The sequence below is a fragment of the Pseudomonas sp. SJZ078 genome (genome assembly GCF_007828255.1).
Classification (GTDB): Bacteria; Pseudomonadota; Gammaproteobacteria; order Pseudomonadales; family Pseudomonadaceae; genus Aquipseudomonas.
In genome coordinates, this window is the sequence record NZ_VIUG01000026.1 from 1 (window position 1) to 22,702 (window position 22,702).

Consider the following 22,702-nt stretch of genomic DNA (forward strand, 5'->3'; position numbering starts at 1 on the left):
TGAATGGGCATAAAAAATCCGATACCAGAGGACTGGTATCGGATTTTCTAGAAAGCCCGGCTTGGACTCAAATGCTTAAGTGAACAGCATTACGGATTTATCCAGGGGTTTGTCTTGTGGGACCCGAGCTTGCTCGCGATGGCGTCGGATTAGTCAGCATTACCGTCGGCTGACACTCCGTCATCGCGAGCAGGCTCCCACAGGGGTCATGCATCATTCGCAAATGCCGCGATCACTCAGATCCATTGTGGGAGCGAGCCTGCTCGCGATAGCGGTCTCAAGCCTGCCTCAACGGCTGGAAGTTTCCCCCGCCGGCAGCGGCTCCTTGCTGCGCCAGTGCGGCAGAGAATTCCAGTAGCGCTGGCCCTTGGCGTCATCGTACATGCCTTCCCAGCGAGCGATTACCAGTACGGCCAGGGCGTTGCCGATCACGTTCAATGCGGTACGTGCCATGTCCATGACACGGTCGACACCGGCGATGAAGGCCAGGCCTTCCAGTGGGATACCGACACTGCCCAGGGTCGCCAGCAATACCACGAAGGACACGCCCGGCACGCCGGCGATGCCTTTGGAAGTAACCATCAACGTCAGCACCAGTAGCAATTGCTGACTGATGGACAGGTCGATGCCATACAACTGGGCGATGAAAATCGCCGCGATGCTCTGGTACAGCGTCGAACCGTCGAGGTTGAACGAGTAACCGGTCGGCACCACGAAGCTGCAGATGGCTTTCGGCGCACCGTAGGCTTCCATCTTCTCGATCACGCGTGGCAACACGGTTTCGGAGCTGGCGGTGGAATAGGCCAGCACCAGTTCGTCCTTGAAGATGCGCATCAGCTTGATCACCGAGAAGCCGAACAGACGAGCGATCAGGCCCAGGACCACGAAAGCGAAGAAAGCGATGGCGACATAAACCAGGATCACCAGTTTCGCCAGCGGCAGCAGGGAAGCGAAGCCGAAGTTGGCCACGGTCACCGCAATCAACGCGAAAACGCCAATCGGGGCGTACTGCATGATCATATGGGTGACTTTGAACATGCTTTCGGACACGCCCTGGAACATCTTCACCAGCGGCTCGCGCAGGTCCGATTGCAGGCTGGAGAGACCCAGGCCGAACAGTACGGAGAAGAAAATGATCGGCAGCATCTCGCCGCGGGTCAACGCCGCGAAGATATTCGACGGAATCAGGTTGAGAATGGTCTGGACAAAGGCATGCTCGTGCTGCACTTCGGCGGCCGTGGCCTGGTACTTGGAGATATCCACCGTGCCCAGGGTGCTCATGTCGATGCCGCTGCCTGGATGGAAGAAATTCGCCAACAGCAGACCGACGACAATGGCGATGGTGGTGACGATTTCAAAGTAGAGGATCGTCTTGAGGCCGATACGCCCGAGCTTCTTCGCGTCACCGACCCCGGCAATGCCGACGATCAGCGAGGAAATCACGATCGGGATCACGATCATCTTGATCAGACGAATAAAGATATCGCCTGCCGGTTGCAGCACGTTGCTGATCCACCAGGCTTTCTCGGCACTGAAATGGTTAAGCAGCGCGCCCAGTGCAATACCGAGCACGAGACCGATGAGGATCTGCCAGGCGAGGCTTAATCTTGCCTTCTTCATATCGTTACCCTTACTTCGATTGGACTCGGACAGAAGCGCAAATCCGACCGCTCATGGCGATGCGAATCGTGCTCCCGCCCCGTATAAGGTCACCCGAACGCGCGCTGGCGGCTTACTGGCGGGCGAAAAAAGGCGCAACTATTGCGATGCGAGGGGGGACCGTCTAATGCCGTAAACGCCTACCCTATGCCGAATCGGCATGAAATTTTCAAAACAAAACCCGCGTTCCAAATCGTTCAGATGCGGGATTTAAGCAGGCATAAATGCCGTAAACCGGCGGTTTCAGCGTAGCCTGGCTTAATGTCTTCTGCCGGGGAAACCGATGAAACGGGTAGCCGAAGGCAACGGCGATGGCTGGAAAGCTCTCCGATATACGGTCAGACGTCAGGGAAAAAATCGAAGTGACAGGACAAGACAGGACAAAATGCCGCATTGGGACTGCGATCATCAAACCTGAATAACCAGCCGCTCTGGAATGGGCTTCTTGCTTAACAAGCTCTACGCAGGTTCGCCAAGCCCTTGCGGTTTCGCGAACCTGCGTCGCAGCTTTTTCCTGACCCGGCCCTTTCGCAGGCACCCCTTGTGCCCGTAGGTCACTCCGACCCTGAATGGTCAGAACGTCCCGGCCCCCTGGTCATGCATCGGCCCTCCTCGGGCTGTGCAAAGGGAAAAACAGGGTTGTCTTTCCCGTTATCCAGATTCAGTACCAGTTGGGATCTTTCTTGAGTTGTTCCATTAACAGTTCTTGCATACCTTCATCGGGATTGCCGAGGAAGCGGTAATTGGCATGACGGGTCGGCGACTTGTCGGCGGGCAACCCGGCGGGCACCTCGACCAGCAACGCGTAGGCCTCGTCCTTGTCAAAACTGAAAGCGACGAACAGGCGCTCGTTGCGGCACGTCGCATGGGTTTCGCACAGCGGGCCTACCAGATATTTGTCGCCATCTTCCTCGACGGCGTTCATCTGTTCCGAATCACCCGTCAGATTCATGACCCATTCCGGCAGACGCTCTTCTTTCTTGACGACGTGCTGCCAGGTTTCACGGTATTGCGCGTCAGCCTGAAGCAATTGATTAACGCGCATCTGACCGTCATTGGCAGCCATTGCCGTGGTGCAGCCGCCCAGTAGCAGGGCGGCGGCCAGTCCTTTTAGTGCAGCGTTCATGGTCAGCCTCGGCCGCGACGGCCAAAGAAGAAGGAGGCAATGAACATCACCAGGAACACGACAAAGAGAATCTTGGCGATGCCCGTGGCGGTGCCGGCGATACCACCGAAGCCCAGGACTGCAGCGATGATGGCAATGATCAGGAAGGTAATTGCCCAGCTCAACATGGTGATTCTCCTTACGCTTTTCTATTTAGTTAGGGACTGGTTGGAATGGTTCCGAGCGCGTCGGACGCACGGTCAGTGCTTTAAAACACCCAGCGCTCCTGGCGGGGCACGTCGGTCAGCGGCTGAGCCTGATCGACATCCATCATCCGCATGGAGGCGGACGCTTCCGCTACGCTGCTTACGGCACTGAAGTGGGTTTGGGTAGCGCGATGAATCGACACCGGCGCTGGCTCGGGCTGCTGGCTGTAATGCCAAAGGAGCAGTTGCTGACCCACCACGAGGGTCACCAGCAATGCCAGGACAGCCCACAAACCCTGCTGAATGTGCAGGGAAGTGATAGGTAATCGGGCGGCACGTTGCAAATTCATCCTGGAATTCCTCCCCACCCCGGGTGGTGATCTGGTTAGGCGCTCTAAACGCCACGATGACCAGACTATTGCAGACGGCATGCCAGAAATTTCAGGATAAAAAACCGTTAATAATCAGTCAGTTAAATACACCCAATCAAACAGCGAAATCGCATCCTGCACGATGGCCCTGAACGCGGTCGTGCGTATTGCACGAATGAGGGGGAGAAAGGCGAGCAGATTCTTTTTGAATTGCTGTTGGAAAACGGCGGTCGGAATGAGCAGGCTGACCGCTCATCGCGAATGAACTGAAAAAAATTTACGTAAATCAGCTCTTTAGGTCTCTACAACTCACCGCGGCGCTTTCTATAGGTAATATTCGCTCAGAATCGACCATGCAACTTGCCCGATTTTTCTGACACTAACCAACATCATTCATTAAAGGAGCGTAGGAAAAATGGAATCAGCCACGGAGCATCAAGGCCGCATTCTGCTGGTAGACGATGAGTCCGCCATTCTGCGTACGTTCCGCTATTGCCTGGAAGACGAAGGCTATACCGTTGCCACTGCCAACAGCGCCGCCCAGGCCGATGCCTTGTTGCAGCGCCAGGTATTCGACCTGTGCTTTCTCGACCTTCGCCTGGGGGAGGATAACGGCCTTGATGTGCTGGCACAGATGCGCATCCAGGCGCCGTGGATGCGCGTGGTGATCGTCACCGCCCATTCGGCTGTCGACACTGCGGTGGACGCAATCCAGGCCGGTGCCGCCGACTATCTGGTCAAGCCATGCAGCCCTGATCAGTTGCGCCTGGCGACCGCCAAGCAATTGGAAGTCCGCCAGTTATCGGCAAGGCTGGAGGCGCTGGAAGGCGAGATGCGCAAACCCAAGGACGGCCTCGACTCCCACAGTCCGGCGATGAAGGTGGTACTGGAAACAGCCCGTCAAGTGGCCAGCACCGACGCCAATATCCTGATTCTTGGCGAGTCCGGCACCGGTAAAGGAGAACTCGCGCGGGCGATCCATGGCTGGAGCAAACGTGCGAAAAAATCCTGTGTCACCATCAATTGTCCATCCCTCACTACCGAGCTGATGGAAAGCGAGCTGTTTGGTCACAGTCGTGGCGCGTTCACCGGTGCCAGCGAAAGCACGCTGGGACGGGTCAACCAGGCGGACGGCGGAACGCTTTTTCTCGACGAGATCGGCGACTTTCCGCTGACATTACAGCCGAAGTTGTTGCGCTTCATCCAGGACAAGGAATACGAACGGGTCGGCGATCCGGTCACCCGCCGGGCCGATGTGCGAATCCTCGCAGCGACCAACCTGAATCTTGAAGACATGGTCCGCGACGGACGTTTTCGGGAGGACCTGCTGTACCGCTTGAATGTCATTACCCTGCACTTGCCACCGCTGCGCGAGCGCGCCGAAGACATCCTGACCCTGGCGGACCGTTTCCTGGCCCGCTTCGTCAAGGAGTATGCACGTCCGGCCCGGGGATTCAGTGATGAAGCCCGTGAAGCGCTGCTAGGCTATCGCTGGCCGGGCAACATCCGGGAGCTGCGTAACGTGGTGGAGCGTGCCAGCATCATTTGTCCCCAGGAAAAAGTCGAGATCAGTCATTTGGGCATGGCCGAGCAACCGGTCAACAACGCACCGCGCATCGGCGCCGCGCTGAGCCTCGACGAACTGGAGAAGGCCCATATCGGCGCCGTACTGGCTACGGCCGATACACTGGACCAGGCGGCCAAGACCCTGGGCATCGATGCCTCCACGCTGTATCGCAAACGCAAGCAATACAACCTGTGAGCGGCACCTTATGAAACTGGCGATGAAGCTGCGCACTCGACTGTTTCTCAGTATTTCGGCCCTGATCACAGTGGCTTTGCTGGGATTGCTGCTTGGCTTGGTCAGCGTGATGCAAATGGCCAATACCCAGGAACAATCGGTGCGCGACAACTTCATCTTGCTGGACCTGGGCCTCAAACTGCGCCAGACCCTGGGCGACCAGTTGATGATCATGCTCGATGACAAGCCCGACCTGGCTGCGCTGGAAGATTCCAAGCGGCAATATTTCGGTCTGCTGGAGGAGGGCATTGCCCACGAACAGGGCCTGGAAGAGCCTGCGACTAACTTCACCCAGGCCAAGGCCGACTACCTTGGATTCCTCGAGGCCTTTGCAGCTTCTCGCCAGCAGCCGTCCCAACTCACGGGCATCCAGGACCTCACCGAGAAATTCAATGTATTGCGTAACGGGCTGATCGAAGGGTATCGGCACGCCTTGAATAACATCAGCGACACCCAGACCCGCTCCCGTGACCGGGCGTTGCTGATCTCCGGCCTGCTGGGCCTGGTGGGAGTGGCCGTGCTGGTCATCGGTTTCGTCACGGCCCATGGTATCGCGCGGCGCTTCGGGACACCCATAGAGGCACTGGTTTCAGCCGCGGACGACATCGGCCAGGGTAATTTCGAAGTGACGTTGCCGGTTTCCACTTCTCCTGAACTGAACTTGCTGACGCGTCGTTTCGGAATCATGGCCCAGGCCCTGCGTGAGCATCAGGCCACCAATGTCGACGAGTTGCTGGCCGGCCAGCAGCGCTTGCAAGCGGTACTCGACAGCATCGACGATGGCTTGCTGATGATCGACCGCCAGGGCCGGCTGGAGCACCTGAATCCAGTCGCCCAACGGCAACTGGGCTGGGACGAGGAACGCTTGGGCCAGGGATTGGGAGAGGCGCTTGGACGCCCCGATCTGGATGAGGAATTGCACCTGGTGCTGCGCGGCGGAACGTTGGAGCGGGCACCGGACGATCTGAGCATCGAGGTGGATGGCGAATCCCGGTTGCTGACCTACAGCCTTACGCCTGTCAGCCATACCCAGGGGCATATCCTCGGGGCAGTGATGGTGCTGCACGACGTCACCGAACAGCGCGCCTTCGAACGGGTACGCAGTGAGTTCGTGCTGCGGGCTTCCCATGAGTTGCGCACACCGGTGACCGGCATGCACATGGCGTTCGGCCTGCTGCGCGAACGCGTCCATTTTCCTGAAGAATCCCGCGAAGCGGACCTGCTCGACACCGTCAATGAAGAAATGCAGCGGTTGATGCAGCTCATCAATGACCTGCTGAACTTCTCGCGCTACCAGAACGGTTTGCAGAAGCTGATCCTGGCCCCTTGCTCCATCGAAGACTTGCTGGAAGCGGCCCGCCTGCGATTCGCCGCCCAGGCCCAAGCCAAGGGCATCGAGTTGCTCGTGGCGATCCAGGGCCCGCTGCCACGCCTGCACGCCGATGCGGCGCAGCTGGAGCGGGTGCTGGATAACCTGATCGACAATGCCATGCGCCACACCGGCGACAACGGTCAGATCCGCCTGCAAGGCCGGCGCCACGGCGAACGGGTGATCATCAGCGTCGAAGACAACGGCGAAGGTATCGCCTATGGCCAACAGGGGCGGATCTTCGAACCTTTCGTCCAGGTCGGACGCAAGAAAGGTGGCGCAGGCCTGGGGTTGGCGCTGTGCAAGGAAATCGTTCAACTCCACGGAGGGCGCATGGGTGTCTACTCAAGGCCAGGGCAGGGCACCCAGTTCTACATGGCGCTGACGGTTTGAGGCGGTATTGTCTAAGCCTCGTCGTCCAGGCGCCGCCCAAGCCGTCGTCGCCCGCGGGTAATCAGCTCGATGAACTGCACGGCACTGAGGGCATGGGCAAACAGCCAGCCCTGGCCGAACGTTACGCCTTCGCTACGCAGGTATGATGCCTGGGCCTCGTGCTCGATACCTTCGGCAATCACCTTGAGCTCCAACGCATGGGCCATGCGAATGATGTGCGGTGCCACGCCACTGCTGGCGGCGTCGTGGCCGAGGGCATCGATAAAGGCCTTGTCGATTTTAAGGCAGTCCACCGGCAGGGTCTGCAGGTAAGCCAGGCTGCAATAACCGGTGCCAAAGTCGTCAATCAGCACCTGATGACCCACATCGCGTAATGATTGCAGGTTATCCCTGGCGACCAATACATCGATCAGCCCGCGCTCCGTCACCTCAAAAGCAATCTGCCGCGCCGAAACCCGGTGCCGCGCCAGCAAGCGGGCGATGACTTCGCCGATGCGCGGTACCATCACGTCGCATGCCGCCAGGTTCACCGAAATATAAAGCTGCGGATTGGCCCGCAACAGCTGGCCCAGCTGGTCAAACAACCGCTGTAAGACGAAGTCGGTGATCTGGCGGATCTGTCCGGTATCTTCTGCCATCGGAATGAACAGCTCCGGGCTGGTCAAGCTGCCGTCCGGTCGCCGCCAGCGCAACAAGGCTTCAGCACCGACACAATTGCGGCTGCGCAGGTCGAAAATGGGTTGATACAGCACTTGGAACTCGCCGCGCCGGATGGCCCCATGCAGCTCGACATCCATGGATTGACGCTGGCGCGCCAGGAGAAACACCAGAAAACCGATTCCCAGGCCCAATATCAAGCTGGTGGGCAACATCCACCAGGCATTGGCCGGAATATGAAAGCCTTTGCGCTGGGCAATCAGCACCAGCTGATATTCCGGACTGTCGGTCTGCATGCGATAGATCAGCCGGTTCGCTGTTACTTGCAGGGCATTGCGGTTGTTCGGCGGCCAAGGTTCGGTGGGCGGCCAATATTGATCGGTACCCAGCACGGGAACGGCTCGCTCGCCATGGTCCAGGATCACCAGCAGGCTGCTGCCGGGTGGCAGGTCCACCACATCGGTCAGATGCCCCCTGGAGGTGGCGACCCGAAAGTTGCCACGCCCCAACATCAATGCAGCGCGGTTTTCGTCGGGCTCGGTGGTGGTGTTCAGCCAATAACTGTAGGTTGGCCCCCGTAAGTCGGGCGCACGGGCAAGGGACAATCCGCTCTGGCGTGGACGGCTGGAGCAGGTACCGCGACTGTCGATATACACCGCTTCGTAGACGAAGCGGTAGTTTAAACTGACCTGTTGCAAGGTCGCGATCATCTCTTCGTCGCATCCACGCAGCGGTTGGTTCTGCAGATCATCGAGGCTTTCGCGCAACTGCCCGAAAAGCTGTTCCAGCCTCTGCAGGAACCGTTCACCCTGGGCGTTCATCTGCTCGCTTTCGCGCTGCTGGGTCTGTTGCACGACAACGAACAAGCTCCCCGCCAGCAGAAGTAACGTACTCAGGGCAGCCGCGACCATCGCCAGGAATAGAGGGCGGTGGAGCCAGCTATGCAGGGTTTCTCGGGCAGCCTTCATCAATTGATAATCCGAAAGTTACCAATGAGTTATAGCCGCAAATTTGGATTTAGCCTTTATCGTCGGACAGGCGTCATTATTTTGTCTGGTTGAGTACTTGCAGGATGGCCGCACTTTGCGCGTCCGGCGTACCGTCGAACCGGGCCGGTCGATACCGCATCTGGAAGGCAGCCAGCACATGGCGAGTAGCCACGTCCCATTCGCCGGTGCGGGGCGTCGGGTAGCCGAGGCGGGCCAACTCAGTCTGGAACCAGGTGGCACTCGGCAGCTGCGCCAGGAATAAGGCCTGCTGGCGCGCCACTGCCTGTTCGTCCGGCCAGACGCCCAGGCCTGCCTCCGCCAGGCGCTTCCAGGGGAACAACGGCCCTGGATCAAGCTTGCGCAGGGGGGCAATGTCGCTGTGTCCGATGATGTTGATCGGGTTGATCGCGTTACGTCGGGTGATGTCCTTGAGCAACGCGATCAAGGATTGGACCTGGGCTTCGCTATAGGGGTACCAGAGACGCCCGGTAGGGCCGTCGACGTAGCCCGGATTGACGATCTCGATGCCAATGGAGCTGGAGTTGAGCCAGGTCCGACCCAGCCATTCGCTTTCTCCGGCGTGCCAAGCGCGCCGACTTTCGTCTACCAGCTTGTAGATAGTAGCGTCCTTGTCGTCGCCGATCAGGTAATGGGCGCTGACTTCGCCATGGGTCAGCAGCGCCAGGGAGCGCTCCAGGGACGCCGAGGTGTAATGCACCACGACAAACTGGATGCGGCTGTCCTGATTGACCGAGGGGTGGCTGGTATCGAGCCTGGGACCGCTGGCGCAACCGGCCAAGGCGAGTAAAAAGACAATGGTGGAGATAATTTTCATGGCGCAAACGCGTTAAAGGTGACCAATAATGCAACAGTGTAACGTATCACTGTGCATGGATCTGGTTTGCCTTCCGATACTAAACAAAATGGAACAATTGACTCAGCCCAGTTCCACCCGGTTGCGCCCGGCAGATTTGGCTCGATATAGCGCCTGATCGGCTCTTTTAAGCACCAGATCGCTATATTCCCCCGGCTTGAATGCGGTCATGCCCACCGATACGGTAATCGTCACCGGCTCGCCCTTGAAGTGAAACGGACAGGCTTCGATGGCCGCCCGCAGACCCTCTGCCAATTTGGCGCCCGAGGCCAGGGGCGTATCGGGTACCAGCAGGACAAACTCCTCGCCGCCAAAGCGAGCGATGAAGTCGCTGCCGCGCAGACGCTTGCGCAATACGGTGGCGATAATCTTCAGCACCCGATCACCGGCCAGGTGGCCATAGTTATCATTGATTCGCTTGAAGTGATCGAGGTCGAGCATCGCCATCAACAAACTGTTGCCATGTCGCTGCCACTGAGCGACCTCGTGTTCAAGCCGCTCGGTCCAGGCAGCCCGGTTGGGCAACCCGGTGAGCGGGTCAATCAATGCCTTTTGTCGTTGCTCTTCGAGGTTTTCACGCACGACCTGGGCTTCCCGCTCCATCACCGCGACGCGCTCGGCCAGGCTCTTGAGGCGGCTCGAAACCTCCTGCTCGCGCTGGTCACGCTGCTTCTGGTGCTGGTCCATCGTACCGAGCAGGCCTTCCAGATGGTTCTCCAGCACCTGCTTGAGACCTTCCAGATCATCGGCTTCCTGCACGCTGCTTTGCAGGCCATCGACCTGCTCGCGAATCTGGGTGTCCATTTCCCTGGAGGCCGAAAGATGGTCCGCGTGGCCTTCACTGGCAGCACGCAAGCTGCTCTGGAACGACTCCAACCGATCATTGAGGCGTTGCAGATACGCTTCGAATTCAAGCTGGCCACTGTCGGTGATAGCCAACATAAGCGTCGCGAAGTCATCGAGAATCGGCAGTAACTCGTACCAGTTCAAACCGTTTCGCAGACGCTCCCCCATGGCCTCGGCTTGGGGGCGATGCCGCTCAGGCAATGTCAGGTCACCCAACAGGCCCAGCAAAGTGTCTTCGATGTGCTTCGCCACCGAACTGTAGGACGGTTCCGGGGAGTCGGGCAGGGCGTAATGGGCCTCATCCGGATCGGCGGGCAGTGGCTGGACGGTTGTCGAAGGCTTATCAGGTTCTATATCGAGAGACGGTGCTTGCTCCAGCACGGGTGACGGCGCTTCGGGCACCAGCTCGTCGGGATTCTCCAGCGCGACGGCGGCCGCAGGTTCCGGAACAGTCGGGGCGGGCCCATCGGCTTCCTCGGGCTTGAGGAGCGGCGCCGGGCTGTCGGTCAGTGACTTCGGCGCGGATTCAACCATGGGCGGAATGAAGGCAATCGGTTCGAGCGTTTCATCGACAGGCCGGGCCTGCTCCGTGACCGGCAAGACGGGGTCGGAAATGGCTGTCGCCTGCATCGGTACCGGCGGTGGCGCTTCGGTCGATGGCGTCGGGAGCTCAGGCGCAACATTGCTCGGAGCGGGGTCGTGGGGCTGAGGAGCGGTCTCGTCGTGACCATGGCCACCAAACAGCCGTTGCAGCAGGCCGGGGCGACTCGCTTCGGCAGGCGTCTCCAGTGCGCTCAGCGCCTTGCCCTGCAAATCGCTCAACTCGCTGAGTAGCAGAGGAATTTCCCGGGCCTGGTCGACCCGCGTCTCCAGATGCTTGGCAAACCTTTTCAGCGGCCGACGGACTTCTTTCGGCAGCGGCAAGGTCTGTAGCTGGGCGACCAACGCGGTCAATGCGGTGCTCATCTGTTCGACCCGGGTCTCGCGGCGCTGCTCGGAATCCAGCACGGCTTTTTCCAAGCGAGGCAACAGCGCAGCGAGGGCGGCGTCCATATCATCGGTGCGCACCACTTCGCGCATCTCTTTCATGCATTGATCGACAGCCCGGTCCGTGCCTTCGGCGGCCAGGGTGCTACGCACCAGGCCACGGCGCAGCAAGTCGAGCCGCGCATCCCAGCGGCGCTCGAGCTTTTCCTGCTGTTCAATGCTCTTGAGGTACTTCTCTCTCCAGCGTTCGGCGTCGTCGCTCATTCATCGGGTCCGCAAGGGGCAGAACTCAGCGCAGGAAATGCATCCGCCGTGAGCGAACCCGGAAGACGAATTTCGACTGCAACCGGCAGGTGGTCGGAAATGGGCTGGGCCAGGACCTCGACACGCTCAAGGGTCAGGGTCGGGCTCAGCAGAATATGGTCCAGGCAGCGCTGGGGGCGCCAGCTGGGGAATGTCGCTTCGAGTTGCGGCGCAAGCAGGCCGAGGTCGCGCAGGGGCGAGGTCTGCAGCAGGTCGTTGGCGTGGGTGTTCATGTCGCCCATCAGCACCTGGTGTTTATAGCCGCCGATCAATTCACGGATATAGGCCAGTTGCATCGTCCGGGTACGCGCCCCGAGAGCCAGGTGCATCATGACCACAACCAGTGCCTCGGGGCCTTCGCCGAAGCGCGCCAGGATCGCCCCGCGCCCCTTGGGACCTGGCAGCGGATGGTCTTCTATCGCCCAGGGCCGCAGGCGACTCAACACACCATTGCTGTGCTGGCCGAGACGGCCGAGGTTGCGATTGAGTTGCTGATACCAGTAAGGGAATGCACCCAGCTGGGCCAAATGCTCCACCTGGTTGACGTAGCCTGACCTCAGGCTGCCGCCATCGGCCTCCTGCAAGGCCACCAGATCGAAATCCTTCAGCAGTTCACCGATTTTCTTCAGGTTGCCGGCACGCCCGGTGTGGGGCAGCAGATGTTGCCAACCCCGGGTCAGGTAATGCCGGTAGCGTTCGGTGCTGATGCCCACCTGGATGTTGAAACTGAGCAATCGCAAGCGACTGTCGGCGGGCAGGCCCGTGGACGCGACATGATGCTCGTTGACCCGCGGCTCATGCAGGCCAACGATGCGTTCGGTGCTCCAGCGGGCCATGGCGTGGGCGGCGCTTAGTTGACAGCAGCCTTGGTGGTCGCTCGCTCTTTGGCGATCAGCTTGTCGGCCAGTTGCAGCGCCTCGTTCGCGCCGCCGGCAGAGCCGATATCAAAGCGGTATTTGCCGTTGACGATCATGGTCGGTACGCCAGTGATATCGTACTTTTTCGCCAGATCGCGGGCCTTTTTTATCTGGCCTTGAATGGCGAAGGAGTCGAAGGTGGCCAGGAACTTGTCTTTATCAACGCCCTGGGTGGCGAGGAAGTCGGCCATGTCTTCTTTCTTGGTCAACTTCTTGCCTTCCTTCTGGATCGCGTTGAATACCGCCGCGTGCACCTTGTGCTCGACGCCCATGGCCTCGAGGGTCAGGAACATCTGGCCGTGGGCATCCCAAGGGCCACCGAACATGGCAGGGATGCGGACGAAGTTCACGTCCGAAGGCAGCTTGTCGACCCATGGATTGATCACCGGCTCGAACGCGTAGCAATGCGGGCAGCCATACCAGAACAACTCCACCACTTCGATCTTGCCGGGCACGGCCACCGGAACCGGGTTGCTCAATTCGACGTAAGGGGCCTTCGATTCCTCGGCGTTGGCTTGAGCGCCGATGCCGAACAGGCTGGCGGCGACGAGCGCGGCGCTGATGATCAGATTACGCATGCTTTACTCCTGGACAAATAGGTGGCCTCGCGGGTGTGTCTTCAGACAGACCATGGCGGGTTCAAGTTCTTAGTGTAACGGCAGCGGCCACAAAAAAGGGCGGCCAAAGCCACCCTTTTGATGCTTGCATCGACAGATTAATCGAGCGTTAACGTTACAAGCGGTGTACACCTCTCGCAACGCCGCTCAAGACCTTAGTGCAGGCCTTGGATGTAGCTGGAGACGGCGGCGATGTCTTCGTCGCTCAACTTGCGAGCGATGGTGCGCATGGTCATCGCGTCGCCGTCATTGGCACGACCGCCTTCTTCTTTGCGGAAATCGGTCAGTTGCTTGGCCACGTACTGGGCATGCTGGCCGCCCAAGTGCGGGAAGCCGGCAGCGGCGTTGCCGGCACCGTTCGGCGAATGGCAACCGGTGCAGGCCGGCAGGCCCTTGTCCAGGTCTCCACCACGGAACAGCTTCTCGCCGCGAGCCACGAGTTTCTTGTCGGCGGCGCCGACGCTGCCCTTCTGGCTGGCGAAATAGGCGGCGATGTCCGACAGGTCCTGATCGCTCAGGTTGGTCAGCAGGCCGGTCATTTCCAGAACGGTACGCTTGCCCGACTTGATGTCGTGCAATTGCTTGGTCAGGTAGCGTTCGCCCTGGCCCGCCAGTTTCGGAAAGTTTGGCGCTGCGCTGTTGCCATCCGGGCCGTGGCAGGCCCCGCATACGGCGGCTTTCGCCTGGCCGGCGGCGGCATCGCCAGCGGCGTGGGCTACGCCGGATATCCCCAAGGTCAACAGCAGACTCACGATCAGTTTGTTCATCAGCTAATCCAACTACGGCTAAGGGTTAAAGAGTTATGGACCGGGTTCACTCGCTCATCCACTGGATGATGGCTTGGTAATCCTCGGCACTGCAGTCCATGCACAAACCACGCGGCGGCATCGCCTTGAAACCCTGGGTCACGTGTTGCACCAGCGTCCCCATACCTTTCGCCAACCTCGGCGTCCAAGCTTCCTGTTCGCCCTTGCGGGGCGCCGTTGGGAGTTGGCCGGAATGACAGGCACCACAAACACGGTTGTACACAGCTTCCGGATCCTGTGTAGCCTGAGCGCTGTAAAGCGGCATCAGGACGCCGGCAGCTAGCAGCCATTTCGTCATAAAACGACCTTTTCAGGGTTGAGAGCAAGCTGCGTTCTGATGCGCAATTTAGGTCGATCGCTCTCGTGAGCCTCATCCTTCGCTGGGACAAAGCGCACACAAAATCTGCGGCATTATATACTGGCGTCACTGAAACGGAAACGACACAGCTTGCCGCGTCCATTCCCGACGCCGCCCACATCGGAAATCCCATGCAACTGAAGAACCCCATCCTTGGCCTGTGCCAACAGTCCACCTTCATGCTCAGCGCCGCCAAAGTCGATCAATGCCCCGACGACGAAGGCTACGAAGTGGCGTTTGCCGGGCGTTCCAACGCCGGTAAATCCAGCGCATTGAACACCTTGACCCACGCAAGCCTGGCACGCACCTCGAAAACCCCGGGCCGCACGCAGCTGTTGAACTTCTTCAAGCTAGACGATGAACGCCGTTTGGTCGACCTGCCCGGCTACGGTTACGCCAAGGTGCCGATCCCGCTCAAGCAACACTGGCAGCGCCACCTGGAAGCCTATCTGGGTAGCCGCGAGAGTTTGAAAGGGCTGATCCTGATGATGGACATCCGCCATCCGATGACCGACTTCGACACGCTGATGCTCGACTGGGCGGTTGCCAGCGGCATGCCCATGCACATTCTGCTGACCAAGGCGGACAAGCTCACCTATGGTGCGGCCAAGAACACGCTGCTCAAAGTGCAATCGGAAATCCGCAAGGGCTGGGGCGAGGCGATCACCATCCAGTTGTTCTCGGCCCCCAAGCGCATGGGCCTGGAAGAAGCCTACACGATCCTGGCCGACTGGATGGAACTGGCGGACAAGGGCAGCGAAGAGGCCGAATAAACCAAATCGCAGGCAAAAAAAACCCCGGACTTCGTATGGGGAGGGGGAAGTTCGGGGTCCAAGTTCCGGACCGCTAGGGCGGGGTCCAGATATCTGCCAACACTTAACACAACATAGGAGCATTGAAGGGCTTCACCAGCCATTCAGAATCTCTGAGTGGCATTTCATGGGTTTAGTTCAGATTATTTTTTGAAATGCCCTTAGGAAACTTCTGACTCGCCCCTCGCGGCCAATGAGATTCCACTGTGGCGAGGGGATTTATCCCCGCTGGGCTGCAAAGCAGCCCCCCGGAAAGTCGTCACGCCTCAGTGCGCCTCATCCCAGTTGTTGCCCACGCCCACTTCCACCAGCAGCGGCACGTCCAGCGTGGCGGCGGCGCTCATGTGCTGGCGAATGTCCTTGCTGACCTGTTCGACCAGATCCTCCCGAACTTCCAGCACCAGTTCGTCGTGCACCTGGAGGATGACCCGGGCATCCAGCCCAGAGGTCGACAACCAGCGATCCACGGCCACCATCGCTTTCTTGATGATGTCGGCAGCGGTGCCTTGCATCGGTGCGTTGATCGCCGTGCGCTCAGCCCCCTTGCGCAGTGCCGGATTCTTCGCATTGATGTCCGGCAGGTACAGCCGGCGGCCGAAAATGGTTTCGACGAACCCCTGTTCGGCGGCCTGGGCGCGGGTGCGCTCCATGTACTCCAGCACACCCGGGTAGCGGGCGAAGTAACGGTCGATGTAGGCCTGGGACTGCTTGCGGTCGACGCCGATCTGTTTGGCGAGACCAAAGGCACTCATGCCGTAGATCAGGCCGAAGTTGATCGCCTTGGCGCTACGGCGCTGATCATGGCTGACGGCCTCCAGGTCGACGCCGAAAACCTCGGCGGCGGTGGCCCGGTGCACGTCCAGGTCGTTGCGGAATGCGTGGAGCAGACCTTCATCCTTGGCCAGGTGCGCCATGATCCTCAACTCGATCTGCGAATAGTCCGCCGCCAGCAGCTTGTAGCCTTTCGGCGCCACGAACGCCTGTCGGATCCGTCGACCTTCGGCGGTACGGATCGGAATGTTCTGCAGGTTCGGGTCGATGGACGACAGTCGTCCGGTCGCGGCAACGGCTTGCTGGTAATTGGTGTGAACGCGGCCGGTGCGGCTGTTGATCTGCTCCGGCAGGCGATCGGTGTAGGTACTCTTGAGCTTGCTCAGCGAGCGGTACTGCATCAGCACCTTGGGCAGCGGGTAATCCTGCTCCGCCAGTTCGGCGAGCACCGCTTCGGCTGTGGATGCCTGGCCCTTGGCGGTTTTGCTGAGCACTGGCAAACCGAGTTTTTCGTACAGGATCACGCCCAATTGCTTCGGCGAGCCGAGGTTGAATTCCTCTCCGGCGATGGCAAACGCCTCACGCTCCAAGGCCACCAGCTTCTCGCCCAGCTCGACGCTCTGCACGCCCAACAGGTTGGCATCGACCAATGCACCCTGGCGCTCGATACGCGCCAGCACTGGCATCAGCGGCATCTCGATCTCATTGAGCACCTTGTTCAAGCTCGGGACCGTCGCCAGTTTTTCCTGCAAGGCCTGGTGCAGACGGAAAGTTACGTCGGCATCTTCAGCGGCGTACGGGCCGGCCAGTTCCAGGGAGATCTGATCGAAGGTCAGTTGCTTGACCCCTTTACCCGCGATGTCCTGGAAATCGGTCTTGCTTTGCCCCAGGTATTTGAGCGCCAGGCTGTCCATGTCGTGACGGGTCGCGGTGGAATCCAGCACGTAGGATTCGAGCATGGTGTCGAAGGCGATGCCCTGGACCAGGATGCCGTTCTCCTGATCACCACCAATGGCGCAGTTGGCCAGGATGTTGGTCTCGAACTTGGCATGCTGGCCAACCTTGAGTTTGTCGGGATTTTCCAACAGGGGCTTGAGGGCCTTGAGCACCGTGTCGCGATCCAGCTGCTCCGGCACCCCCATGTAGGAATGGGTTAGCGGGATGTAGGCCGCTTCATGGGCCGCCACGGCAAACGACAGTCCGACCAGTTGTGCATGCTGGGGATCGTCACCGCTGGTTTCCGTGACGAACGCAAACAGCGGCGCTTGCTCGAGCTTGGCCAACCAGGTGTCGAAGCGCGCCTGATCGAGGATGACTTCGTACTTCGCCTCGGCGCCACCGGGTTGTTCGTCGGCCACTTCGACGATCTCTTGGCCGGCACGCTTGGCGTCCCGCTGGTTTTCTTCGAACCAGCTCTTGAACTCCAGCAGGGTGTACAGCTCGGCCAGTTTCTCGTGGTCCGGTGGGCCCATTTGCAGGTCGTCGAGGCCAATATCCAGCGGCACGTCAGTCTTGATGGTGGCCAGTTCGTAGGAAAGAAACGCCATTTCCTTGTGTTCTTCGAGCTTGGCCGGCAGGGTCTTGGCGCCGCGAATCGGCAACGTGGGGACGATGTCCAGTTGCGCGTACAACTCGGTCAGTCCGCCGTTGACCCCCACCAACAAGCCGGAGGCGGTCTTTGGCCCGATCCCCGGAACGCCCGGGATGTTGTCGGAAGAATCGCCCATCAGTGCGAGATAATCGATGATCTGCTCCGGAGCGACACCAAATTTCTCCTTTACGCCAGCCACGTCCAGCGAGCTACCGGTCATGGTATTGACCAAGGTAATGTGCCCGTCGACCAATTGAGCCATGTCCTTGTCACCGGTGGAGATCACCACCGGACGGTCGGCTGCGGCGCTGCTGCGGGCCAGGGTGCCGATCACGTCGTCGGCTTCGACGTTGTCCACGCACAGCAGCGGGAAGCCCAGGGCCTTGACGCTGGCGTGCAGCGGCTCGATCTGCACGCGCATGTCATCGGGCATGCTCGGGCGGTTGGCCTTGTACTCGGCGTACAGTGCATCGCGAAACGTCCCACCCTTGGCGTCGAACACCACGGCAAACGGGCTGTCCGGATACTGCTTGCGCAGGCTCTTGAGCATGTTCAGCACGCCCTTGACCGCGCCGGTCGGCAGGCCTTTGGACGTGGTCAGCGGTGGCAGCGCGTGAAAGGCACGGTACAGATAAGAAGAACCGTCCACCAGGACGAGGGGGGCTTGGCTCATGAGCAGGATCAACCTTTTCGGCGGGTCCGGGGCTAGAATAGCGGGACCGTTGACGACAAAGGGACAAGGTTATCATGCGTACACTAAATCGCCTGTTACTGGCTGGCTTGTTTACGATCACCCCGCTGACCGTCATGGCGGCGGACGACGCACCTTCAGCTGACCCTGACGTCACCATTCGCACGGAAGGCGATAAAACCATCCAGGAATACCGGCAAAACGGCTTCCTGTATGCGATCAAGGTCACGCCCAAGGGCGGCAAGCCTTATTTCCTGGTGCGTGCCGATGGCACTGATGCAAACTTCATCCGTTCGGACCAACCGGATATGCTGATCCCGTCATGGAAGATCTTTGAGTGGAAATAGTTTCCTAATTTCAACCGGCGCCCACTCGAGGGCGCCCGCAATGGCAGTTCTAACCATGTCTGTGTTCACCCCCTTGGCTCGGCCCGAGCTGGAAACCTTTCTTGCCCCTTACGGGCTCGGCCGCCTGCTTGATTTCCAGGGGATCGCCGCTGGCAGCGAAAACACCAATTTCTTTATCAGCCTGGAGCAGGGCGAGTTCGTCCTGACCCTGGTGGAGCGCGGCCCGGTGCAGGAAATGCCGTTCTTCATCGAACTGCTGGACGTGCTGCACGAGGCCGATCTGCCGGTGCCTTATGCCTTGCGCACCACCGACGGCATTGCGCTCAGGGAGCTGGCCGGCAAACCCGCGTTGCTGCAACCGCGCCTGGCCGGCAAACATATCAAGCAGGCCAATGCCCAGCACTGCGCCCAGGTCGGCGAGTTGCTGGCGCACCTGCACCTGGCCACCCGGGACAACATGATCAAGCGCAAGACCGATCGCGGCCTGGACTGGATGCAAGAGGAGGGCGCAAAGCTGCTGTCACACCTCGAAGCCGAACCTCGTCGGCTGCTGCAGGCGGCGCTGGATGAAATCTCGCTGCAGAAGACCGGCATCCTCGCGCTGCCCCGCGCCAACATCCACGCGGACCTGTTTCGTGATAACGCCATGTTCGAAGGCACGCATCTGACCGGGTTGATCGACTTCTACAACGCCTGTTCCGGGCCAATGCTGTATGACGTCGCCATTGCCCTGAACGACTGGTGTTCGGATGACAATGGTGTGCTCGACGGCCCGAGGGCGCGGGCGCTGCTGGGCGCTTATGCGGCCCTGCGACCCTTCACCGCCGCCGAGGCCGAGCTATGGCCGACCATGCTGCGCGTGGCGTGCGTGCGGTTCTGGCTGTCGCGCTTGATCGCCGCCGAATCCTTTGCCGGACAGGATGTGCTGATTCACGATCCGATGGAGTTCCAGCAGCGGTTGGCGCAGCGGCAGGACGTTCATACGCCGCTGCCTTTTGCCCTGTAACTTGCTTGCCGAACACAAAATCCTGTGGCGAGGGGATTTATCCCCGCTGGGACGCGAAGCGTCCCCAAAAAATATCTGCTGCAACAGAACAGGTGGGTCAGCTGGAAAGCAGGGGGCTGCTTCGCAGCCCAGCGGGGATAAATCCCCTCGCCACAGATGAAATCGGGTTTCACGCGGGTGTTATAGGGACTCCAGGCACCCCGCCAGATCATTGCCCAGCTTTTCCAGCAACTGCTCATACCCTTGTGCCGTCGCCGGGGTGTAGCCACCTAGCGCATCCAGCTCCGCGAGTTTCACCGGCAACCCGGCCACCAGGGTTTCGGCCAGGCGTGGGCGCAGGGGCGGTTCACTGAACACGCAGGTCTTGCCCACCGCCTGCAAGCGCGTGCGCATCGCCGCCACATGCTGGGCGCCGGGCTGGACTTCGGCAGCCACGGCGAAGACCCCGGCGTGCTTGAGGCCGTAGGTGTCTTCGAAATAATCGAATGCTTCGTGGAAGACGAAATAGGGTTTGCCCGCGACCCCGGCCAAACGCGATTTCAGGCGCGCGTCCAACGCATCGAGACGCTGGTTGAAGCCCTTGAGATTGCTTTGATAGCGCTCGGCATTGGCCGGGTCGGCAGCGCTCAGGTCAGCGGCCATTTTGGCGGCAATCACCCGCGCATTGATCGGTGAAAGCCACAAATGGGCATCGATCGTGCCAGGACGATGGTCATGATCATGCTCGTCGCCATCCTCGTCGGTATGGGATTGGCTGTCCTCGGTAAAATGCCGCAACTTGAGTCCCGGCAGATCCTGTACCGCGACGGAAGGCAGCGTACGACCGCTCAGTACCCTCGGCAGGAAACCTTCCATGTCCGGACCGATCCAGTACAGCAGGTCCACCGACTGCACCTTGCGTACATCCGATGGGCGCAAAGCGTAGTGGTGAGGCGAAGCACCGGGAGGCAGCAGCACCTCGGGAACGGCCACGCCGTCCTGCACCGCAGCGGCAATCAACTGCAACGGCTTGATGCTGGTAAGGACCTTGACATCGGCCTGGGTTGGACCGATCAGTAGAAAAGTTGCGACAAAAGCGACAAAGAGCGAAAAAAATCGGGACACGATAACCACTCGAAGAGGCGAGACCGGGTAACATAATAACGTCTCTCACTGAACTCGTCGCTGCCCATGCCTATTACGCCCCTCGCCAGTCGCCCCCACGATCACTCCCACTGTGTGCACAGCGCGCTGTCCGAGGCCGATGCCATCTGCGCCCGGCAGGGGCTGCGCCTGACCGCCTTGCGGCGGCGCGTGCTGGAACTGGTCTGGCAAAGCCACAAGCCGTTGGGTGCCTACGACATCCTGGCGGTGCTCAGCGAACAGGATGGCCGCCGCGCTGCGCCGCCGACGGTCTATCGGGCGCTGGATTTCCTGCTGGAAAACGGCCTGGTGCATCGTATTTCCTCCCTGAACGCCTTCGTCGGCTGCAACCATCCCGAACACGCCCACCAGGGCCAGTTCCTGATCTGCCGCGACTGCCACGCGGCCATCGAGCTGGAACAGAAGTCCATCAGCGATGCCATCGTCGCCAGCGCCAGGGAGGTCGGTTTCATGGTCGACAGCCAGACCGTCGAAGTGGTCGGTCTCTGCTCCGGTTGCCAGGGGGCCTGATGAGCAATGCCTTGATCCGCCTCGAGCAGGTGGCCGTGACGTTCGCCGGACAGAACGTGCTGGATAACATCCACCTGAGCGTCGAGCCTGGGCAGATCGTCACCCTGATCGGCCCCAACGGCGCTGGCAAGACCACTCTGGTGCGCGCCGTGCTGGGTTTGCTCAAACCGGACAGAGGCAGCGTCTGGCGCAAACCGAAGCTGCGGGTCGGCTACATGCCACAGAAACTCCATGTAGACCCGACGCTGCCCCTGTCGGTCCTGCGTTTCCTGCGCCTGGTACCTGGCGTAGATCGCGGACGGGCCCTGGCGGCACTCAACGAAGTCGGCGCCGAGCATGTGATCGACAGCCCGGTACAAAGCATCTCCGGCGGTGAAATGCAGCGTGTGTTGCTGGCCCGTGCCTTGCTGCGCGAGCCTGAACTGCTGGTGCTCGACGAGCCGGTACAAGGGGTCGACGTGGCGGGACAGGCCGAGCTGTACAGCCTGATCACCCGCCTGCGCGACCGTCATGGCTGCGGCGTGCTGATGGTCTCCCATGATCTTCACCTGGTCATGAGTACCACCGACCAGGTGGTCTGCCTCAATCGGCATGTCTGCTGTTCCGGGCATCCCGAGCAGGTCAGTGGCGACCCGGCGTTCGTCGAGCTGTTCGGCAAGAACGCACCCAGCCTGGCGATCTATCACCACCACCATGACCACGCCCATGACCTGCACGGTTCAGTGGTCATCGGTGCCCCTGTTACCCCCCATGTTCATGGAGATGGCTGCAAGCATGGCTGATTTTCTGGTATATGCCCTGCTCGCAGGCTTGGCTCTCGCGCTGGTGGCCGGTCCCTTGGGCTCGTTCGTGGTCTGGCGGCGCATGGCCTATTTTGGCGATACCTTGTCCCACGCGGCCTTGCTGGGTGTAGCGCTGGGGTTCCTGCTGGACGTCAGCCCGACGGTGGCGGTGACGGTCGGTTGCCTGTTGCTGGCGGTGGTGCTGGTGACCTTGCAACAGCGCCAGCCGCTGGCGTCCGACACACTGCTGGGTATCCTCGCGCCCAGTACCCTGTCCCTTGGGCTGGTGGTGCTGAGCTTCATGCGTGAAGTGCGGATCGACTTGATGGCCTACCTGTTCGGAGACTTGCTGGCCATCAGCCCGACGGACCTGGCGTGGATCCTGGGTGGCAGCGCCGCCGTGCTGCTGTTACTGGTGGCGCTCTGGCGACCCTTGCTGGCCGTCACCGTCCACGAAGAACTGGCCCGGGTCGAAGGCCTGCCCGTGACGGGTCTGCGGCTGGCGCTGATGCTGCTGATTGCCGTGGTCATTGCCGTGGCGATGAAAATCGTCGGAGTATTGCTGATTACCTCATTGCTGATCATCCCGGCCGCCGCGGCACAACGTCACGCCCGTTCGCCGGAGCAGATGGCTCTGGGCGCGAGCCTGCTGGGCATGCTTGCGGTGTGTGGCGGGCTGGCCTTGTCGTGGTTCAAGGACACCCCGGCCGGTCCGTCGATCGTGGTCAGCGCCGCGGCCTTGTTTCTGCTGAGTTTTGTCCTGCCCCGCCGAGGGGTGTAGACTTGCTCGC

The 22,702-nt window shown here is 60.3% G+C and carries 21 protein-coding genes; 8 read left to right on the plus strand and 13 right to left on the minus strand.

The features are described 5' to 3' along the window. Window positions 1-288: 288 nt before the first annotated feature. From gltP to FBY02_RS20410, 4 genes are all read right to left on the minus strand, one after another. Complete coding sequence (gltP, locus tag FBY02_RS20395) at window positions 289-1,620, minus strand: glutamate/aspartate:proton symporter GltP (RefSeq protein WP_144929992.1); 1,332 nt, start codon at window positions 1,618-1,620, stop codon at window positions 289-291. A gap of 700 nt (window positions 1,621-2,320) precedes the next feature. Continuing rightward, complete coding sequence (locus tag FBY02_RS20400) at window positions 2,321-2,785, minus strand: inhibitor of vertebrate lysozyme family protein (RefSeq protein WP_144929993.1); 465 nt, start codon at window positions 2,783-2,785, stop codon at window positions 2,321-2,323. A gap of 2 nt (window positions 2,786-2,787) precedes the next feature. Further along, window positions 2,788-2,952 (minus strand): DUF1328 domain-containing protein, encoded by a 165-nt coding sequence (locus FBY02_RS20405; protein ID WP_003177151.1) that lies wholly within the window; start codon window positions 2,950-2,952, stop codon window positions 2,788-2,790. Window positions 2,953-3,032: 80 nt separating this feature from the next. Continuing rightward, entirely contained in the window at window positions 3,033-3,320 is a 288-nt protein-coding gene (locus FBY02_RS20410) for a hypothetical protein (protein ID WP_144929994.1), read from the minus strand. Between the two features lie 436 nt (window positions 3,321-3,756). On the opposite strand from FBY02_RS20410, the gene algB reads away from it, so the two are divergent. After that, window positions 3,757-5,103, plus strand: a complete 1,347-nt coding sequence (algB, locus tag FBY02_RS20415; RefSeq protein WP_144929995.1) for a sigma-54-dependent response regulator transcription factor AlgB — start codon at window positions 3,757-3,759, stop codon at window positions 5,101-5,103. 10 nt (window positions 5,104-5,113) lie between these two features. Then, window positions 5,114-6,904, plus strand: coding sequence for an ATP-binding protein (locus tag FBY02_RS20420; RefSeq protein WP_144929996.1), 1,791 nt, complete (start codon window positions 5,114-5,116; stop codon window positions 6,902-6,904). Between the two features lie 11 nt (window positions 6,905-6,915). Here FBY02_RS20420 and FBY02_RS20425 read toward each other — a convergent pair whose 3' ends face one another. The 7 genes from FBY02_RS20425 to FBY02_RS20455 form a co-directional block, all read right to left on the minus strand. Then, a complete protein-coding gene (locus tag FBY02_RS20425) occupies window positions 6,916-8,529 on the minus strand; it encodes an EAL domain-containing protein (RefSeq protein ID WP_144929997.1) in 1,614 nt (537 codons plus the stop codon). A gap of 76 nt (window positions 8,530-8,605) precedes the next feature. Then, window positions 8,606-9,385, minus strand: coding sequence for an N-acetylmuramoyl-L-alanine amidase (locus tag FBY02_RS20430; protein ID WP_144929998.1), 780 nt, complete (start codon window positions 9,383-9,385; stop codon window positions 8,606-8,608). A 102-nt stretch (window positions 9,386-9,487) separates the two neighbouring features. Next, the gene (locus FBY02_RS20435) at window positions 9,488-11,521 is read right to left on the minus strand and encodes a diguanylate cyclase (protein ID WP_144929999.1); all 2,034 of its coding nucleotides are present in this window, start codon (window positions 11,519-11,521) and stop codon (window positions 9,488-9,490) included. Further along, entirely contained in the window at window positions 11,518-12,396 is an 879-nt protein-coding gene (locus tag FBY02_RS20440; RefSeq protein WP_144930000.1) for an endonuclease/exonuclease/phosphatase family protein, read from the minus strand. The genes FBY02_RS20435 and FBY02_RS20440 overlap by 4 nt, the downstream gene beginning before the upstream one ends. A 14-nt stretch (window positions 12,397-12,410) precedes the next feature. Continuing rightward, window positions 12,411-13,055 (minus strand): thiol:disulfide interchange protein DsbA/DsbL, encoded by a 645-nt coding sequence (locus FBY02_RS20445; protein ID WP_144930001.1) that lies wholly within the window; start codon window positions 13,053-13,055, stop codon window positions 12,411-12,413. 194 nt (window positions 13,056-13,249) lie between these two features. Beyond that, window positions 13,250-13,861, minus strand: coding sequence for a cytochrome c (locus FBY02_RS20450; protein ID WP_144930002.1), 612 nt, complete (start codon window positions 13,859-13,861; stop codon window positions 13,250-13,252). A 46-nt stretch (window positions 13,862-13,907) separates the two neighbouring features. Then, window positions 13,908-14,198: a cytochrome c5 family protein gene (locus FBY02_RS20455; protein ID WP_144930003.1), complete on the minus strand. Its 291-nt coding sequence runs from the start codon at window positions 14,196-14,198 to the stop codon at window positions 13,908-13,910. Between the two features lie 191 nt (window positions 14,199-14,389). Here FBY02_RS20455 and yihA point away from each other — a divergent pair, with 191 nt between their 5' ends. Next, window positions 14,390-15,031: a ribosome biogenesis GTP-binding protein YihA/YsxC gene (yihA, locus tag FBY02_RS20460; RefSeq protein ID WP_144930004.1), complete on the plus strand. Its 642-nt coding sequence runs from the start codon at window positions 14,390-14,392 to the stop codon at window positions 15,029-15,031. Between the two features lie 305 nt (window positions 15,032-15,336). On the opposite strand, the gene polA is transcribed toward yihA, so the two are convergent. After that, the gene (polA, locus tag FBY02_RS20465; protein ID WP_144930005.1) at window positions 15,337-18,105 is read right to left on the minus strand and encodes a DNA polymerase I; all 2,769 of its coding nucleotides are present in this window, start codon (window positions 18,103-18,105) and stop codon (window positions 15,337-15,339) included. A 74-nt stretch (window positions 18,106-18,179) separates the two neighbouring features. Here polA and FBY02_RS20470 point away from each other — a divergent pair, with 74 nt between their 5' ends. Both FBY02_RS20470 and FBY02_RS20475 read left to right on the plus strand, forming a co-directional pair. Further along, window positions 18,180-18,470, plus strand: coding sequence for a DUF2782 domain-containing protein (locus FBY02_RS20470; RefSeq protein WP_144930006.1), 291 nt, complete (start codon window positions 18,180-18,182; stop codon window positions 18,468-18,470). 55 nt (window positions 18,471-18,525) lie between these two features. Continuing rightward, window positions 18,526-19,476 carry a homoserine kinase gene (locus FBY02_RS20475; protein WP_144930007.1) on the plus strand — a complete coding sequence of 317 codons (951 nt, stop codon included), beginning with the start codon at window positions 18,526-18,528 and terminating at the stop codon, window positions 19,474-19,476. 180 nt (window positions 19,477-19,656) lie between these two features. Here FBY02_RS20475 and FBY02_RS20480 read toward each other — a convergent pair whose 3' ends face one another. Next, a complete protein-coding gene (locus tag FBY02_RS20480) occupies window positions 19,657-20,580 on the minus strand; it encodes a zinc ABC transporter substrate-binding protein (protein ID WP_144930008.1) in 924 nt (307 codons plus the stop codon). A 66-nt stretch (window positions 20,581-20,646) separates the two neighbouring features. Here FBY02_RS20480 and zur point away from each other — a divergent pair, with 66 nt between their 5' ends. The 3 genes from zur to znuB are packed head-to-tail and all read left to right on the plus strand — an operon-like array spanning window position 20,647 to window position 22,692. Then, the gene (gene zur, locus FBY02_RS20485; RefSeq protein ID WP_144930009.1) at window positions 20,647-21,129 is read left to right on the plus strand and encodes a zinc uptake transcriptional repressor Zur; all 483 of its coding nucleotides are present in this window, start codon (window positions 20,647-20,649) and stop codon (window positions 21,127-21,129) included. Then, window positions 21,129-21,911 carry a zinc ABC transporter ATP-binding protein ZnuC gene (gene znuC, locus FBY02_RS20490; RefSeq protein WP_144930010.1) on the plus strand — a complete coding sequence of 261 codons (783 nt, stop codon included), beginning with the start codon at window positions 21,129-21,131 and terminating at the stop codon, window positions 21,909-21,911. The genes zur and znuC overlap by 1 nt, the downstream gene beginning before the upstream one ends. Further along, complete coding sequence (gene znuB, locus FBY02_RS20495; protein ID WP_024778402.1) at window positions 21,904-22,692, plus strand: zinc ABC transporter permease subunit ZnuB; 789 nt, start codon at window positions 21,904-21,906, stop codon at window positions 22,690-22,692. The genes znuC and znuB overlap by 8 nt, the downstream gene beginning before the upstream one ends. The last annotated feature ends 10 nt before the right edge of the window (window positions 22,693-22,702 follow it).

What these genes read in the sequence shown, in the direction of transcription:
- gltP (WP_144929992.1), bottom strand. Translation starts at nt 1,620, where the DNA reads ATGAAGAAGGCAAGATTAAGCCTCGCCTGGCAGATCCTCATCGGTCTC.
- FBY02_RS20400 (WP_144929993.1), bottom strand. Translation starts at nt 2,785, where the DNA reads ATGAACGCTGCACTAAAAGGACTGGCCGCCGCCCTGCTACTGGGCGGC.
- FBY02_RS20405 (WP_003177151.1), bottom strand. Translation starts at nt 2,952, where the DNA reads ATGTTGAGCTGGGCAATTACCTTCCTGATCATTGCCATCATCGCTGCA.
- FBY02_RS20410 (WP_144929994.1), bottom strand. Translation starts at nt 3,320, where the DNA reads ATGAATTTGCAACGTGCCGCCCGATTACCTATCACTTCCCTGCACATT.
- algB (WP_144929995.1), top strand. Translation starts at nt 3,757, where the DNA reads ATGGAATCAGCCACGGAGCATCAAGGCCGCATTCTGCTGGTAGACGAT.
- FBY02_RS20420 (WP_144929996.1), top strand. Translation starts at nt 5,114, where the DNA reads ATGAAACTGGCGATGAAGCTGCGCACTCGACTGTTTCTCAGTATTTCG.
- FBY02_RS20425 (WP_144929997.1), bottom strand. Translation starts at nt 8,529, where the DNA reads ATGAAGGCTGCCCGAGAAACCCTGCATAGCTGGCTCCACCGCCCTCTA.
- FBY02_RS20430 (WP_144929998.1), bottom strand. Translation starts at nt 9,385, where the DNA reads ATGAAAATTATCTCCACCATTGTCTTTTTACTCGCCTTGGCCGGTTGC.
- FBY02_RS20435 (WP_144929999.1), bottom strand. Translation starts at nt 11,521, where the DNA reads ATGAGCGACGACGCCGAACGCTGGAGAGAGAAGTACCTCAAGAGCATT.
- FBY02_RS20440 (WP_144930000.1), bottom strand. Translation starts at nt 12,396, where the DNA reads ATGGCCCGCTGGAGCACCGAACGCATCGTTGGCCTGCATGAGCCGCGG.
- FBY02_RS20445 (WP_144930001.1), bottom strand. Translation starts at nt 13,055, where the DNA reads ATGCGTAATCTGATCATCAGCGCCGCGCTCGTCGCCGCCAGCCTGTTC.
- FBY02_RS20450 (WP_144930002.1), bottom strand. Translation starts at nt 13,861, where the DNA reads ATGAACAAACTGATCGTGAGTCTGCTGTTGACCTTGGGGATATCCGGC.
- FBY02_RS20455 (WP_144930003.1), bottom strand. Translation starts at nt 14,198, where the DNA reads ATGACGAAATGGCTGCTAGCTGCCGGCGTCCTGATGCCGCTTTACAGC.
- yihA (WP_144930004.1), top strand. Translation starts at nt 14,390, where the DNA reads ATGCAACTGAAGAACCCCATCCTTGGCCTGTGCCAACAGTCCACCTTC.
- polA (WP_144930005.1), bottom strand. Translation starts at nt 18,105, where the DNA reads ATGAGCCAAGCCCCCCTCGTCCTGGTGGACGGTTCTTCTTATCTGTAC.
- FBY02_RS20470 (WP_144930006.1), top strand. Translation starts at nt 18,180, where the DNA reads ATGCGTACACTAAATCGCCTGTTACTGGCTGGCTTGTTTACGATCACC.
- FBY02_RS20475 (WP_144930007.1), top strand. Translation starts at nt 18,526, where the DNA reads ATGTCTGTGTTCACCCCCTTGGCTCGGCCCGAGCTGGAAACCTTTCTT.
- zur (WP_144930009.1), top strand. Translation starts at nt 20,647, where the DNA reads ATGCCTATTACGCCCCTCGCCAGTCGCCCCCACGATCACTCCCACTGT.
- znuC (WP_144930010.1), top strand. Translation starts at nt 21,129, where the DNA reads ATGAGCAATGCCTTGATCCGCCTCGAGCAGGTGGCCGTGACGTTCGCC.
- znuB (WP_024778402.1), top strand. Translation starts at nt 21,904, where the DNA reads ATGGCTGATTTTCTGGTATATGCCCTGCTCGCAGGCTTGGCTCTCGCG.